Annotated in this window: 10 protein-coding genes; 3 read left to right on the top strand and 7 right to left on the bottom strand. The window is 58.4% G+C overall.

Translation table 11 applies throughout. The annotated features are described in order from the left end of the window. Positions 1 to 239 precede the first annotated feature (239 nt). The 5 genes from RSSM_RS28010 to RSSM_RS28030 all read right to left on the bottom strand — a co-directional run bounded on the left by RSSM_RS28010 (position 240) and on the right by RSSM_RS28030 (position 7,313). Positions 240 to 2,258, bottom strand: a complete 2,019-nt coding sequence (locus tag RSSM_RS28010) for a PDZ domain-containing protein (protein WP_044303860.1) — start codon at positions 2,256 to 2,258, stop codon at positions 240 to 242. Further along, positions 2,255 to 3,313, bottom strand: coding sequence for a S1C family serine protease (locus RSSM_RS28015; protein WP_044303861.1), 1,059 nt, complete (start codon positions 3,311 to 3,313; stop codon positions 2,255 to 2,257). Before RSSM_RS28015 ends, RSSM_RS28010 begins: the two co-directional genes overlap by 4 nt. After that, positions 3,306 to 5,372, bottom strand: coding sequence for a S1C family serine protease (locus RSSM_RS28020; RefSeq protein ID WP_236621440.1), 2,067 nt, complete (start codon positions 5,370 to 5,372; stop codon positions 3,306 to 3,308). The genes RSSM_RS28015 and RSSM_RS28020 overlap by 8 nt, the downstream gene beginning before the upstream one ends. A 23-nt stretch (positions 5,373 to 5,395) precedes the next feature. Further along, positions 5,396 to 6,718, bottom strand: coding sequence for a hypothetical protein (locus tag RSSM_RS28025; protein WP_008687757.1), 1,323 nt, complete (start codon positions 6,716 to 6,718; stop codon positions 5,396 to 5,398). A gap of 109 nt (positions 6,719 to 6,827) precedes the next feature. Then, entirely contained in the window at positions 6,828 to 7,313 is a 486-nt protein-coding gene (locus RSSM_RS28030) for a low molecular weight protein-tyrosine-phosphatase (protein ID WP_044303862.1), read from the bottom strand. Between the two features lie 241 nt (positions 7,314 to 7,554). On the opposite strand from RSSM_RS28030, the gene RSSM_RS28035 reads away from it, so the two are divergent. Then, a complete protein-coding gene (locus tag RSSM_RS28035; RefSeq protein WP_044303878.1) occupies positions 7,555 to 7,797 on the top strand; it encodes a hypothetical protein in 243 nt (80 codons plus the stop codon). Between the two features lie 179 nt (positions 7,798 to 7,976). Here the strand turns inward: RSSM_RS28035 and RSSM_RS28040 are convergent, their stop codons facing one another. Together RSSM_RS28040 and priA are read right to left on the bottom strand one after the other, a co-directional pair. Continuing rightward, positions 7,977 to 9,308, bottom strand: a complete 1,332-nt coding sequence (locus tag RSSM_RS28040; RefSeq protein WP_236621441.1) for a lipase family alpha/beta hydrolase — start codon at positions 9,306 to 9,308, stop codon at positions 7,977 to 7,979. A gap of 571 nt (positions 9,309 to 9,879) precedes the next feature. Next, positions 9,880 to 12,636: a replication restart helicase PriA gene (priA, locus tag RSSM_RS28050; protein WP_236621442.1), complete on the bottom strand. Its 2,757-nt coding sequence runs from the start codon at positions 12,634 to 12,636 to the stop codon at positions 9,880 to 9,882. Between the two features lie 214 nt (positions 12,637 to 12,850). On the opposite strand from priA, the gene rpmG reads away from it, so the two are divergent. After that, entirely contained in the window at positions 12,851 to 13,015 is a 165-nt protein-coding gene (rpmG, locus tag RSSM_RS28055; RefSeq protein ID WP_044303879.1) for a 50S ribosomal protein L33, read from the top strand. Between the two features lie 195 nt (positions 13,016 to 13,210). Further along, positions 13,211 to 14,790, top strand: a 1,580-nt coding sequence (gene recJ, locus RSSM_RS28060; RefSeq protein WP_044303864.1) for a single-stranded-DNA-specific exonuclease RecJ, incomplete at its 3' end; no start/stop codon positions are given.

The raw sequence follows: 14,790 nt of genomic DNA on the forward strand, positions 1-14,790 counted from the left end.
CCTGAACGTGCAACCGATCGAGAACATGTTGAGATTGACGTGTCCGATCCTTGTCGCTGGATCCGCCAGAATTCAGGACCCCAAAGTCAGGCGGCATCGGCTAGGTCGTTCATAAAAACGCTCTACCCTATCGATCGTTCTGATGTGACAGCAGTAAAGACACGTGTCGCGACGACTCGGTTCGGTAGCGGGCGTCACTGCCTTCGAGTGTGCGTTGTTTCGATCGATGAGAGTTGCTGCTAGAAGTACAGCAGCGAGCGACACCAAGCCATCAAGCGGAGCCGGTCGACTTCATCGGTTGTCTGCACTGGGCATCCGAGCCGGCTGAGTGTCTCGGTCCAGGTCGGCATCTCTACCATGGGCGTCGATGAGATCAAGACTCGCAGTAAACGCATCGGGGCGTCGCGTCGCAGTCGTACCGCAGGAGGTTTCGTGCTCGAAGGTATCGCGACTCCGCCGAACACGTTGTCGGTCGAGAGTGATACCGCGAGGGCCATGGAATCGGCGGGGCCGGACGCCTTGGTTTCTTCGCTGGTTTGACCAGAAAGAACTCCAGTTCCGATCACCGATACCGCGGCAGGGTCTGCGTCGGAGCGTTTGATTGCGACCGTGGTCAGTTTACTGATCGCGTCGATTTCGGAGAGTTGCCAACGTTCTTCGTTTTCGCTGGCGATCAAACAGATCGCAACGCGACTGTCTTTGGCGATTGCTTTCCACTGTTTGATTTGCTCGGCGAGATCTCGCTGCGACGGAGGCATCAGACAAATCGCCAGTGCGGTAGGAGCGAGAGGGACGCCTTCACCTTCGTCATCTTCGTTGATTGGTTTATTGATCGGAGGATGCCAAAGCAGGGCTTCGTTCACAACATCGGGCAGACGCAACGGTGTCGTTTCCCAAATCTCGCCTTCGATCCGCAGCGATTCGGATTCCGCCTGCATCATTTCCGAAAGGTGTAGGTTGTCGAGATCACCCGCCCACGGGGCCGGGGTGATTGCTTTTGTAAGAGCCGGGGAATCTTCCCGAGCGATTTCTACACTGAGTTCGGTTTGAGGGTCGGCCGACCAGAGTTGTTGGCGAAGAGTCGATACGTCTTGGATCGGTTTGTCGTCGAGTGACTTCAGTTGATCGTTGACCTCCAAGACACCGTCGGCAGGTGCCCCCGGGAGGATCGAGGTAACACGGCCTTCCGATGCGGTGATGCCAATGAACTGTGGGCGGAGAGGCTCGATGGTTTCGGCGAGCGTTGCAGTTGTTGTCAGAGTTTGGCCGTCGCGTTCGTACTCGATCGAGATCGCTTCACCCGCGTCGTAGCGGCCGAGAGCCAGTTTGATTTCCTGACGGCGACGTACGATCCGGCCTCCGACTTTCAGCAGTTTGTCACCGGCTTGCAATCCGGCTTTGTCAGCGGGCGAGCGTTTGCGGACCGCGGCGAGATCCGTCCCCGGGGCGTACGGATCGGATCCGCCGACGACCAATCCGAGTAGCCCCGAGCGGATCGTTTCCCCGCCTCGAAGGCGAGGCAGCTTCTTGGCGATCACGTCAGCGGGAACGGCGAAGGCGATTCCCGAATCGTACCATTCGGTTGGATCATCGGCCCCGTTTTCCCCGACCGCTGGGATCAGCACGCCGAGCACATTTCCTCGCAAATCAAGCAACGGACCGCCGTAGAATACCGGCGAGATGCGGACATCGCTTTGCACGGCGGTACCATCGAGTCGGTCGACGGCCGAGAGAACTCCGGTGCTGACCATTGGTACATTTTTCTCGCCATACCGGGCGACGGCCACCGTGGTCGCACCGATTGCCGGATAGGAGTCTGATGCTGCCTCAGAATCAGGGAGTGTGATTGGCTGCAGGCGAACGTTTTTGGGATCGATCTTCAGCAGGACTAACTCGCGGTGTTCGTCCTCGGCGACCACGCGTGCCGGGAAGCGTTCGCCGCTGCCGAGTGAGACGATGATGCTGGCCGACGGACCGCGTGTCACCCACGACGATGCGAGAACATGTCCTTCTCCGTCCATGATGATTCCCGATGTGGGAGCGTCCTGGCGAACTTCGCCATCGGATTGCAGCACGCCGATGACTTCGATGCCAACCACCGATGGCAAGACCTCATCGGTGACGCTGCGGACCCGCTCGGCGAGAGCGTTTTCATATTGCAGCGAAGAGGTGTCCTGCGCGGTCGCGCCGTTGACCACGAACAGGCAGAGCAAGAGCCATTGCAACATGAACGGCAGAGGGAGCGAGCGACGAGTCATGGGCGGATAGTCATTTCGAGAATTTCGTTTTCACGTTGAATCGTCAACGTCACGTTGTCGCGGCGATCGATCCGACGAAGCTGATCGCGGAAGGCGCGTTGGTGTGTGATTCGGCGACCATTGACCAACAGGATCAGATCGTCCGGTCGCAGATCGGCACGCGAGGCGGGGCCATTGGGAGTGAGTGCGTCGACGTAGACCGGTGTCGTTTCCAAGACATCGGGGATCAGTTTCAATCCGAGAGTCGCGGCGTTGTGTGATTTGTCTCTCGCCAATAAAGGATCGTCATCGACCGGCGAGACTGATTTACGTCCCGCGATAATGTCCCCGATCGGTGCACGCAGCACGTCCGAAGGAATCGCGTAGTTCAGCCAGACACCTGTTTTGCGATCACGTAGTTCTTTCCCGAGCATGCCGAGCAGGTTGCCTTCCAGGTCGACCAGTGCACCACCTGCTGCACCGGGGTTGTTGGCGACCAAATCTAGCAACCAGACTTCACCTCGATAGGCGGTTTGGAACGTCCCGCGTCGTGCATCGAGTTTGCTGCGAGCGGCAATTCGACCTTGCATCACGCTCGCCGGTTCGTTTCCGGTGGCGATGTTGAACAGGTTGCTAACCGCGAGCACGGGATCTCCCCATCTTGCGATCGGGGCATCCGGTGATCCTGACGGGACTTCGAAGTACGGCAGATCGGAACCGTCGACTTTCAACACCGCGAGTTCTAAGGCGGGTTCAAAACCAACGATCTTGCTTTCAAAACGTCGCCCGTCGTTCAGAATGACAATCGGGTCGACGTCGAGCACACTGCTCCATGCGGTCGCCACATGGCCAGCCGGTGACACCAGAAAGCCACTCTGATACGCGTCCAATCCACCGACACCACCGGCGCCGTAGATTTTGACGACGCGGTTCTGCACCTGAGAACTCGACCGGGCAAGCGATGGTTGTGCATGCGCGGTCGGCGCGCTCGGAATCAGGAGACCGAAGGTGACAAGGGACACCAGGGCAATCGACGTGAGTCGGTCCTGGTAATGTGCGGGTTGGTGACTATTCATTGGTGGCATCACTCACGGCGTCTTTGTCAGCGGTTGGCATTGATTCCATGTCAGTGTCGGACCATGACTTCACGTTCAATGTTGCCAGCGGATCCAGTCCGTAGCGAAGTTGCAAAACAGTGGGTGTTCCGTTTGTGGTGGCCGAATCGGTCGGGGCATCCGACAACGCGAACCGTTTGAATGACTGAGCGTCGATGTCGATCAGCCACTCCGGCGGATCAATCCAAAGTTCAGCCGGATCACCATCGCGATCGGCAAACGACTCGATCAACTCGAGACGTCCTGATTCAGGATGTTGATAGAACCGTGTTTCGATACCGCTGTGCGTGGCGACGGTGGTGTCACGCAGCGGCGATCGTCCCAGGACAGGTGCCGTGCCCCAGTAGTAAGTGTCACCGAATTGTTCGGGGCCTTTGTCGAGCATGCGTTTGAGTGATCGCATCGCAGCGAGCAAACTGCCCGCCGAGCCGGTGTCGACGGATTGAACATATGCGTCAGGTGTTGCTAAACGCTCGCGCCGCGATCCGATCGTCAACTCGCATACGTCGTCCCCCACGATCATTTCAAAGAGTTTGGGTTCCTTCTCGCCCGCGATCGTTGCCTGCCCTTGCAGCTTCCACGTTGCCTGCGGGTTCACGCCATCGAACTGTCTTTGGACGCGAGCGATAAATTTGCTTTGCTGTTTTTTGTTGTAGTAGTAGTTTGCAAAACCTTTTCGTTCTTCGATGCGTTCGGTGGCTGCCTGCGGGATCGGTTCGCCGGCGGAATCTTTCGGACGATTTTTCTCTTCCGATGAACCCTCGTCTTCGGCAGGTCGATCGTTGTTACTGTCTTCCTCCGCATTGTCGTCTTCGGCGTTCTCAGAGGCCTCGTCCGTGTCTTCCTCGGGCGCTTTCTCATCACCGGGGGCATCGTTGTCACCAGGAGCGTCACCAGGTGGATCGGACGGAGGCGTGGGTGGAGCCGGTGGGGGTGGCGGTAGGGCCGTTTTCATTTCTTCGAGCAGTTCATCGCCGCGGTGAACACTGGCCAGTCGGACGAGCGTGTGAACAACGCGTCCTTTCTGGCGATACGTCAGCGGCACACGCCACTGGGCGGGGAACGTCGCCAACAGGTTTTGAACGTCGTTGGCCGTTTGGACGACTCGGTTGTCAATTTCGAGAATCTCGTCGCCGTATCGGAGTCCGCGTCGATACGCGTCACTCGATTGAAGGATATTGGTTACCCGAACGCTGCCGTCGTCGTCAGTACCAACCGTTGCACCGAGAGTCGCGTGGTCCAAGATGCGGCCGCTGAACAGTGAGCCGAGAAAGTTCTGTGCTTGGTCGCCGGAAATGGCATAGCCGACACCAACATTCACTCGCCCGCGTTTCTCAAAAGATGCTCGCCCGATGATACCGATCAAGTCGCCGTGGGAGTCATAGAGAGGTCCGCCTGAATTCCCCGGATTGATCGAGGCATCCGTTTGGAAGCAATTCCCGTATTCGAGAAGCGTTCCCGATGGATATTGGTATCGCCGGGTGCCGCTGACGATTCCTGCGGTGACGGTTGGTTGCAGGTTCGTCGCTAGCAGAAACGGGTTGCCGATCGCGTAACACGCATCACCGATGCGAACGCTTCGGCTAGGGACGAACGTCGCGGTCGGAAAATCATCGCGTCCGAGCAACTGGATCAACGCCAAATCACCCACCGGGTCGATACCAACAATCACGGCATCGTAGACATTGCCGTCGTTGAGCCCGCACCGCATGTAGGTTCCCGCCGGGCTGCTGACGTGGAAATTGGTCAGGGCGTAGCCGTCCGGGGAGATGAGAACTCCTGAACCTCCACCGGCACCGCCCGGGACAAAAACGCAAACGGTCGACTGCATCGCTTTGGCGATCGCGTCGGTTCGTTCACGTTCCACTCGCCAAACGATGTCGTCGCTATTGCTCGCCGCGTTCGGTTGATTTGTGGTAACAACGTCCGCCGCTTCGCTTCGGATGGGAATCGAAACCACGGCTGCAAACAGCGTCAGACCTAACGCGGCGCGAACCACGCGAGGTGTTGATGGAGACATGACGGTACGGAGCATCTCGAGTGTCATTTCAATAGCCGTCCAGAGAACCATTCGATCGTTCCGCCCAATGTTCCGCTCAGGTTGTGTTCGGGGCCTGAACGAGAGGAGGTGTTTGACGAGCCGGAGCGGAGGGGCGTTGTAGGATCGTCGTTGTTTGACAAGTCTTTGCCGGAGGCATCGCTGCCGGGCAAGGGGCTCGCTTTCAAACAGAGTAAACGTGCTTCGCCGAGCGGCAATTCGAGTCCGAGCGATTTGCGGTCTTGGAGTACGCCGGTCCACTGCACCTGGTCGTCGAGCAGGACTTCGAGTCGTGCGGCCATGAACTGATTGACGGCATCAGCACGCCGGGCGGCAACGACTAGCTTTTCGTAGCCGTCGGGAATCCGGAAGACAATTTGCCCCGGTGCGTTGACGCGGATCACTCCTTCGGACGTATCGGGGGAGAACCAGTTTTGCATGTCGAGCGAAATAGGGTCTCGTTCGGATTTGGAGGACTCCGTGCCGAACGACGACGAGGCGATCTCGGCTTCGGACAACGGCAGGATCCCACCGGCGAATTGCAGGGTTTTAATTTGGTTGAGAGGAACATCGTGCTGGATCGATCCCGCCAATTGCACTTGGAGTTTGCTCTCTCCGTTGGACAAGCGAACCGATTCCGCGTTCCAAACCGATCCGGACGTATCGGTCACCTGGATCGGCGCGGATGGCGGTCCGACGTTTTGCGTCGACAGCAGCACCCCTTCAAGTTTGGCGATGGGAGCTTCAATCTCGTTGCCTCGCATTTGAAATTGCACGGCAGTGCGAGTGATTCCGGTCACCGTGCCGTCGATCGAGTCGAGTGATTTTTCGTTGCGTCGCACCGCGAGGCGATCGGCTCTCCGTTCCTCTTCGACCCATCCCAACCAAGTGGGATCGGTTGCCGGGGTGCCCATCCGAAAGCGAACCCACTGAAGTTCTTTCACCGGGATTTGCAGCGGCGACTGGCGAGCAGCATTGACAGTGACCGTTTGATCATCCCAGGTCAGTCCGGTCACGCTCAGCAGCGATCCTCCGGAAAGCTGAACCCTCATCGGCAGGGTCGGAAGAGGCGTCGAGTCGAATCGAATCTGCGAGAGTTCGTCGAGCGGCAGGTGTTTGACCTCATTAGCGGTGTCGATTGCGGCTTCCAACGAATCAATCGAAACCAACTCGCCGACGAGGTTTTCGCCGGTGGCGGTGACGACGTTGACCTCAGCGGGTGATTGCGCGACCGCGTTGGAAACCACCGCGAGTGCGAATGAGATCGCGAGGACGCAGGCCGTCCGTATCGTGTTTGGTTTGGCCCAGGATGGTGTTCTTGCGTGCACGTGAAGGGTGGGGCGTGATTTGGGGGCAGATTTACGTTCAGAGGTAGAGCGACAAAAAGTCACGCTGGGCCGTTGCGGCAGTGGCTGTGCGAGAAATGGGAGCGATTGCCTAGTCATTGGCTTCCTTTTGCGTTTTCGTGAGCGATTCGAGCACGCGGGGACATCCGGCCTCGAGCATATCGAGAACTTCTTCGAATCCTTCATCGCCACCGTAGTACGGGTCGGGCACCTCTTCCGGCCAACCGTCGTCCAGGAATTCTGAGAACAAATGAACGTTGGAGGTCTCCGACGTGGCGATCGCCCTCAAACGCCTCAGGTTGGCTTGGTCCATGGCGACCACTAAATCATAACTACCTGGCTGCAAATCGGTTGCGTCAACCTGACGGCCGAGCGAATCCAGGGAATATCCGCGGGTGGCGGCTGCTTTACGCATTCGGGCATCAGGACGTTCCCCGACATGGTATCCCTCCGTCCCGGCGGATTCGACTCGAATGTCTTGTCGAGCCGAATTTGCGACCGATTTCATTACGGCTTCGGCAGCGGGAGAACGGCAAATGTTCCCCATACACACAAACAAAACACTTGCTTTTTTCATCGCGGGCGCCAACGATCCTGATACCTTGGGAAACCTAATTCGGGGCTCATCTCAAACTGCCCGATCATCCCACGTTGTCTCGCGACTTGCCAGTCACCATGGCCGGAAGTAGACTACCGGGGTGACCGTTGGACGCGGTTGCGGGAAATTAACATTGCGTTAAGCTGCATTTAAGGGCTAGAATCTTTCTGGTATAACGGATTTGCCGCTCAGGGGAGCGGTCGAAAGGAGAGATCTCACTATGTCGATCAAATTCACACAATCCTGTCCTACCTGCGGTAGACGTATCGACGTCCGGGCCTCGCTGTTGGGCTGTACCGTCGCGTGTCAGCACTGTGGCGCGGAGTTTACCGCCACGGCCTGCGAGGAATCGCGGATGGGACGCGAGCAAAGCAACGAGGACCTTCTCGACCGAGTTGAGAAGGCACTTCGCCGGGCAGAGGAAGCCTCCATGGTCGGCGTGAACTCTGAAATCGCGCCTTAACGCTCGGCGGGGCATTCTCGTCGGCACACTCGCCGTCGACCAATGATCGATTCGCTATGGAATCCGGACCGGTTCTCGGTCCGGTATCCTGTCAGTCTTAACGACTCGGGATCCCACTTCCACGACTCCTCCGCAGAGGTATGCATACCGGCTGAGTGAAGCGGAGTTTGAGCCGATCGCTACTCGGCTGACGCGACGCACTCTGCGATCGCCTCCCACACCGGGCTGAGTTCACCAGGCTGCGGTGAGTCAAAGAACTCCCAGTGCGAGCAGTCGACCATCACGATGTCTGTCACGCCCGGAATCTTCGCTTGCTCGATCGATACGACGCCGTCACCTTCGCCTGAGCACACGGCGTCAAACTGTTCGACCAACCGCGTGAGTCGAGCCTGCAGGATGCCGCCTGTCCCTTTTTGTTTTTCTGTCACGAGTTGTTTGCGAATGTTCTGCAAAGTGGTCTCGTCGATCGGGCTGCCGGTGCCAATGATCGTCGTGTAGCGGACACCTTCACACCGTGGTCGCGATGCCAATTCTGTCAGGAAGGCGGAGTCCGGGCGGAGGTCCATCGCGCTCGGTGTTGTTGAACGGTCGGTTAAAACGCCGAGCACGGTATCGGTCGTGAAGCGTCCGTTGACGAGCAGGTCCGGCAGGGGCGTCACCTCCGCCCACTCGGAACCGCCGTGCGGGGTTCCCACGGTGATCAAGTGAGTAATTGTGGGCGATGTCAACGCGGGATTCTCTACCCATTCGCGAGCAACCAAGCCGCCCATCGAATGACCGACCAGAGCCAGTCGCACCGAAGTGTCGTTGGCGAATTCACTTTTTACTAACGCGGCAACTTTCTCTGCCGAGGTTGCGACCGAGACATGGTCATCGTAGTGAATGCAACCGGTACGCAGCCCTTCCTCGCGAAAGTGATCTCGGATTGCTTGGAAAGATTCGGTCGTGCCATGAAAGCCATGCAGAAAGAGCACAACAATTGGATCGACGGTTTCAGTCGGCGGGTCGAGTTGCATCGTGGGATCAAACTCAGGCCGTTCGGTTTTGAGAAACTTCAGATCGCAACGAAGTCGTAAAACGTCTGAACCATCACTGTCTTGCTCGATCGTCAGGGTGCCCTTGCCTTGCAAGCCCGCGTTTGCGCCCGCGAGCAACGCACGCGTCGAAAAGCGATTGAGATTGACCTCCATGTCGGGCAGCAATGCTTCGAGCGGTTGTTGGTCAGAGGTCGGTTTGCCAGTGCGCAGCAAACGAACAAACTCGCGAAGCCGAACGTTGCCGTCGGCGTCTGCTTTCAACTTAATGTCAACGTCGTCATCACCCCACACGATGGATGATTCGGTCGGGACGACGTCTACGCTCGCGGGATCGACGGAGTCTTGAGCAAGCACGTTGGCAGTCGCCACTAGCAGCATGACTCCGACCAACGGTAGCAGCCTGAGGCGAATTATCGAACCGATGGTGGGAGGCGAAAGGTCAGTGTTCGTGAGAACGTCTGTTTGAGATTGCATGTCGATACGCACCGAAAATGAGAAGGGCCGTGAGGTGGCGGGGCAGAAACACTGAAGATGCTTACCCCCTCATTCTAGCGGTTTCGATGAGCGCAGACGACAGAGCCTCATTGGAACGGAAACATCGGCTAGCCTTCCGACGCGGCGTGGCTATCGCGCAGGCGGTAGTGGATCTTGTTAAAGATCCCGCCGCATGAGGATCTTTAACAGGATTCACAACTACAGGACCATTCTGAGCCTCAGCATGTCCGATCCCCGTGGCTGAATTCGCCCAAATTCAGCTCCCCAAGTTTAGCGACATCCGCAAGAGCATTTTACAAAACGCTCGATACCAGCCCGAAGCGCAAGCGAGTGGGTTTGACGGATGCACTTCACTCGCTCGCCGGTTTGTCGATTTAATCAAGAGTCAACCTGTTTTCGTTTAACCGGTAGCCGAAGGCGACGTTTGACGGAACACAACCTACCCTTCGGGCACGGGTTAAACGAAAATTGAACGGTATTGCCGTTAAACGAATAAATCAACAGCCCGTCGCGCTTCGGGCTGGTATGAAGAGAGCAAGGTGGCATCCTGCTAGAGAAGATTCACCGGATCGATATCAATGAGGTACTCGATCTCGTCTTTCGGATCCGTTTTGAAGTCCGCCAGCGCGCGGCGGATGACTTCTCCGACGACGGCCGAATCGGTGGCTTGTAGTAGAAGGTGGAAGCGATACTTTCCGCGCAGTCGCACGATCGGTGGTGGCGCCGGCCCGAGAATTCGGACTTCGCTCTTCAGAAGGTCGCGAGCCGATTCGAGTCTCGCGAGGATTGAGTCGGCGACGTCTTCGGTTTTCTCTTCGACCGGACCGCGGATGATGATTCTCGCGACGCTGCCCAGTGGTGGGTAATTGAATTTGCGTCGGTTGACCATTTCCTCTTCGACGAATTTGAAATAGTCATGCCGTGACGCGGCCTGAATCGCGGGGTGTTCGGGTGTGAAGGTTTGGACAATCACTCTGCCTCCTCGATCACCGCGTCCGGTCCGTCCCGCGACTTGGGTGACGAGTTGAAAGGTGCGTTCGGCGGCGCGGAAATCGGGGAAGTGCAATGCGGAATCGGCGTTGATCACCCCGACCAGCAACACGTTGGGAAAGTCCAACCCTTTGGCGATCATTTGCGTGCCAAGCAGAATGTCGATCTCACCGCTGCGGAATTCGGACAGGACCCGTTGATGGCTGCCTGGACGCTTCATGGTGTCGCCGTCCATGCGTGCGATCTTTGCGTCGGGGAACTTTGCTTTCGCTTCGACCTCGAGTTTCTGCGTTCCCAGTCCGCCATATCGGATCCCGTCAAAACGGCATGCCGGGCACCAAGGTGGCGTTCCGATGGTGTAGTCGCAGTAATGGCACATGGCTTTGCCGCCATCACGGTGATGAGTCAGTGGCATGTCGCAATCCGGGCAGGCCACCACATGACCGCACGCGGGACACTGAATCGTTGTCGCAAATCCCCTGCGGTTGAGTAGCAATATTGCCTGTCCCTTTTCGCGGAGCGTTTCATCGACGGCTCGTTTGAGCGGTATGCTGATCGCACCGCCGCCTGCCCGGTCGTCTCGGACACGGAGGTCAACGAGTTGCACGTCGGGCATCGGTCGACCGGCAACGCGGTCGGGCATCGAAATGAGTTCCGCGTGTCCACTCTGCGTCGCATGCCATGCTTCCATCGAAGGCGTTGCCGAACCGAGCAGCAGCGGGATGCCCAATGACATCGCTCTCGCATGGGCTACCTTTCGCGCGTGATAGCGAGGTTGCGAGTCCTGTTTGAACGAGGTGTCGTGTTCTTCATCGAGCACGATCAGCCCGAGGTTCGGCAGCGGCGCAAAAACAGCGCTTCGCGGTCCGATGACGACCTGGACTTCGCCACGGCGAATGCGTTGCCAGTGGAAGTGACGTTCCGACGGCGACATCTGCGAGTGCAGCACGGCGACCGACGGGAAACGGCTTTCGAACCGCCCACGCGTTTGTGGTGTCAGGCTGATTTCGGGCACCATCACGATCGCCGAGCCGGCTTGCGAAACGACGTGTTCGATCGCGCGGATGTAGACTTCGGTTTTGCCACTGCCGGTGACCCCGTGCAAAAGCAGGGTGCGGCCTCGTCCGCTATCTACCGCTGCGTTGATACGCTCCAGTGCAGCGGTTTGTTGCTCGGTGAGTTCGTGTGTGCGGTCTGCCTCACCGTCGTTGGTTTGGGCCAAGATGCGGATGCCCGAGTGCATTTCTCGCCGAACCTCGGGAACGATCAGGCCTTTCTTTTTCAATCGACGGATCGGATCTTCGGTACACTTGGCCGCCACCGCGAGTTCCGCCGAGGTCATCGAACGGTTTGCCGAAACCAAATGTCGCATGACGGCCTGCTGTTTGGCGGGCAGTTTGTCGATGACGGTGTCGGTCGCTTCTTTGGCGGGTGTGAAGTAGGTGGTCTGTTTGGTGCCCGCTGCGCTTCGCACGCTCGATGGGATCAGCGTGTCGAAAACTTGGCCGGCCGGGACCTGATAGTAGTGTGCCATCCACATGACCAACCGAACCAACGAGGCGTCGCACAGTGGCGACTCGTCGATACACTCGGCAACGTCGCGAAGTTTGCGGTGGGCGGCTTTGCCCTCTTTGACCGCAACGCACCAACCGGGGGTCGGTTTTTTGCGATGGCCCAGCGGCACGCCGACTCGCATTCCGGGCTTGAGTTCCTCGCGGAGTGAGTCTGGGATCCGGTAGTCGTACGGTCCGTGCGGCGATCGCGAGAAAACGATCGATGCGAGCAGCACGTCATCTTCGACGGCGAGTTCCCACGGCGGCGGGTTGGTTTCAAACAGTTCGGTTTGCGACGCTTCACCGGTGCCGGTTTCCGCCGAGGAGGACTCGAGTTCGAACGCCGCGAGTGGGAGCTCCGTTTCCCTGACCACGTCACGCGATTGGCCAGGTTCCGTCGATCGCGAAGTCGGGCTTTGGCTGTCTCTTCTATTGGGCCAGGATCGCACCGACTGGGCAGGCGGAGTCTGGGCGGGCGGAGTCTGGGGGGCAGGTGGAGACTGGGGGGCAGGTGGAGACTGGGGGGCAGGTGGAGACTGGGGGGCAGGCGGAGACTGGGGGGCGGGAGGAGTCTGGTTCGGTCCCGATTCCGCGTCCTTTTCCCGTGACGCGCGGTCCGCGTCGGAGTCGTCTGGAAATGGAGCGGGAGGGGGAGACACGGGATTTCCGGCGGGAGTGGTTGGGGAAGAAGCCGACGAGGGCACCACGAGCGATGCTCCCTGCAGATCATCCGGCAGGATCGGAAGTGAATCAAGCGTCGACATGGCCGAACCCTCTGATTGAATGGGATTGTTGCGAAAACCGCTAAACCCACTATCGAGATACCATGGGACACGTTTGGTCCGATCGAGCCCAAAACGGTCGGGCGGAAAAGTCGCCGGAATTCATGGGTTGCCAGAAACCCCCGTCACCGACCATACTTCGGGGCCGTTTTTTGAAACATTCCACTCCTCCTATTTCCACCACGCCTGCACTTCGATGGCAAAAAGCAAGAAAAAAGCTGAAACCGTGTTCCTCGTTTGCGAAGAATCCGGTCACTACAACTACACCCTTCGTCGCAAACCGGGTGGCGAAAAGCTGCGATTGAAGAAGTACAACCCGCACCTGCGCAAGCACACCTGGCACCTCGAGAAGAAAAAGTAGGCCGACTGCGGCTTTTTTTCTCGCGCAGCCCTGCATTGCACAGTCCCGCATTGCACAGTCCCGCATTGCACTGCCCCGGACTGCCCTGTAGCGGCCTGATTTTCCGAGGCCTCTCGCTCATGATGGCGTCTGCGAGAGGCTTTTTCTGTTCTTGGGTTGCCCCTCTTATTTGACGTGAAAATCGAGGCATCAAGGATGAAGCGACAATGGCGAATCACTCCTCACGACGCACCCGTGGTCGAGCAGTTGATTCGTTCATCGGGGCTTTCGCCGGTGGTGGCCCAGTTGCTCGTCAGTCGGGGTGTTTATTCCAGTGACGACGCCTCGGCTTTTCTCGAAACGAAGCTGACGAATCTCCGCGATCCCCAGGAATTGCCTGGCATTCCCAAGGCCACGGGGATCTTGATGGAGGCGATCGAGGCTCAAACGCCGATCGTGATCTACGGGGACTACGACGCGGACGGCATGACCGGGGCGGCGATCATGGTCAACGCGCTGCGGTTGCTCGGCGCCGACGTTAGCTATTACGTCCCCAATCGGCTCGAGGAAGGTTACGGGCTCAACGACGATGCGATCCGCACCTTGGTGAACCGCGGCAAGAAGCTAATCGTCTCGGTTGACTGCGGAATCGCCAGTGTGGGGTGTGCGAAATTATGCCGGGAACTCGGCGTCACGCTGATCATCACCGACCACCACCAAATCGGCGACGATCTGCCCGATGCCGAAGCGATCGTGCACCCGCGATTGCCGGGGACCCACTATCCGTTCGGCGAATTGTGTGGCGCGGGCGTGGCCTTCAAATTGGCGTGGTCGTTATGCCAGGCCAAATGCGGTCAGAAGAAAGTCACGCCGCCGATGAAGCGGTTATTGATGCAGTCCATCTCGCTCGCGGCGATCGGGACCATCGCCGATGTGGTGCCGCTCGTGGACGAGAACCGTGTTCTTGTCACCCACGGACTCAGAGCACTCAAGGCCAACCCGTTGCCTGGACTCTTTGAGTTGATGAAGCGAACGAAGCTGGACCAGGTTTCCGAACTGAACACCGAGAGCGTTTCGTTCACACTCGCCCCCAGACTCAACGCGGCCGGCCGGCTCGGTCAGGCGCAACTCGGCATCGAGTTAATGACGATCGACGCGGGCGAACGAGCGGTGATGCTCGCCGAGTACATCGACGGTCTCAACGCGACCCGCGACACGCTGCAGCGAAGCGTCCAGTTGGCGGCGCAGAAGCAGATCAAAGAAGAATTCGATGCCGAGAAGGACGCGGCCTTGGTCCTTAACGGGATCGGTTGGCACGCGGGCGTCATCGGTGTTGTTGCCGGCCGGCTCGCCGAAAAATATGCCAAACCGGTGATCATCATTTCGATGGATCAAGCCGGCAAGAACGACGCCGTCGGCTCGGGGCGTGTCGGAGGAACCGGCGTGAATCTGTTTGAAGCGCTCAAGGATTGCGAAAACCGATTGGTGCGATTTGGTGGTCACCCAGCGGCCGGCGGTTTGACCATTCGAGAGGCCGAGATCGAAGCGTTTCGTGGAGACTTCTGTGAGGCGGTTGCCAAGCAGTGGGCCGAACAGTCGATCGAACCGACGATTCAAATCGACGCCGAGGCACCGCTCGGGCAACTCAACCTGCATATCATGAAGCAGATTGAAACGATGGCTCCCTTCGGTGCGGGCAACCCCAGGCCGGTGCTCATGGGGCGTGGGATCGAACTCGCAGAGCCTGCGAAAAAGATGGGCAGTAGTGAACGTCACCTGTCGGTCAGATTGAAACA

It is taken from the genome of Aporhodopirellula sallentina SM41, from assembly GCF_000346505.1.
Taxonomy (GTDB): Bacteria; Planctomycetota; Planctomycetia; order Pirellulales; family Pirellulaceae; genus Rhodopirellula; species Rhodopirellula sallentina.

What these genes read in the sequence shown, in the direction of transcription:
- RSSM_RS28010 (WP_044303860.1), bottom strand. Translation starts at nt 2,258, where the DNA reads ATGACTCGTCGCTCGCTCCCTCTGCCGTTCATGTTGCAATGGCTCTTG.
- RSSM_RS28015 (WP_044303861.1), bottom strand. Translation starts at nt 3,313, where the DNA reads ATGAATAGTCACCAACCCGCACATTACCAGGACCGACTCACGTCGATT.
- RSSM_RS28020 (WP_236621440.1), bottom strand. Translation starts at nt 5,372, where the DNA reads ATGTCTCCATCAACACCTCGCGTGGTTCGCGCCGCGTTAGGTCTGACG.
- RSSM_RS28030 (WP_044303862.1), bottom strand. Translation starts at nt 7,313, where the DNA reads ATGAAAAAAGCAAGTGTTTTGTTTGTGTGTATGGGGAACATTTGCCGT.
- RSSM_RS28035 (WP_044303878.1), top strand. Translation starts at nt 7,555, where the DNA reads ATGTCGATCAAATTCACACAATCCTGTCCTACCTGCGGTAGACGTATC.
- RSSM_RS28040 (WP_236621441.1), bottom strand. Translation starts at nt 9,308, where the DNA reads ATGCAATCTCAAACAGACGTTCTCACGAACACTGACCTTTCGCCTCCC.
- priA (WP_236621442.1), bottom strand. Translation starts at nt 12,636, where the DNA reads ATGTCGACGCTTGATTCACTTCCGATCCTGCCGGATGATCTGCAGGGA.
- rpmG (WP_044303879.1), top strand. Translation starts at nt 12,851, where the DNA reads ATGGCAAAAAGCAAGAAAAAAGCTGAAACCGTGTTCCTCGTTTGCGAA.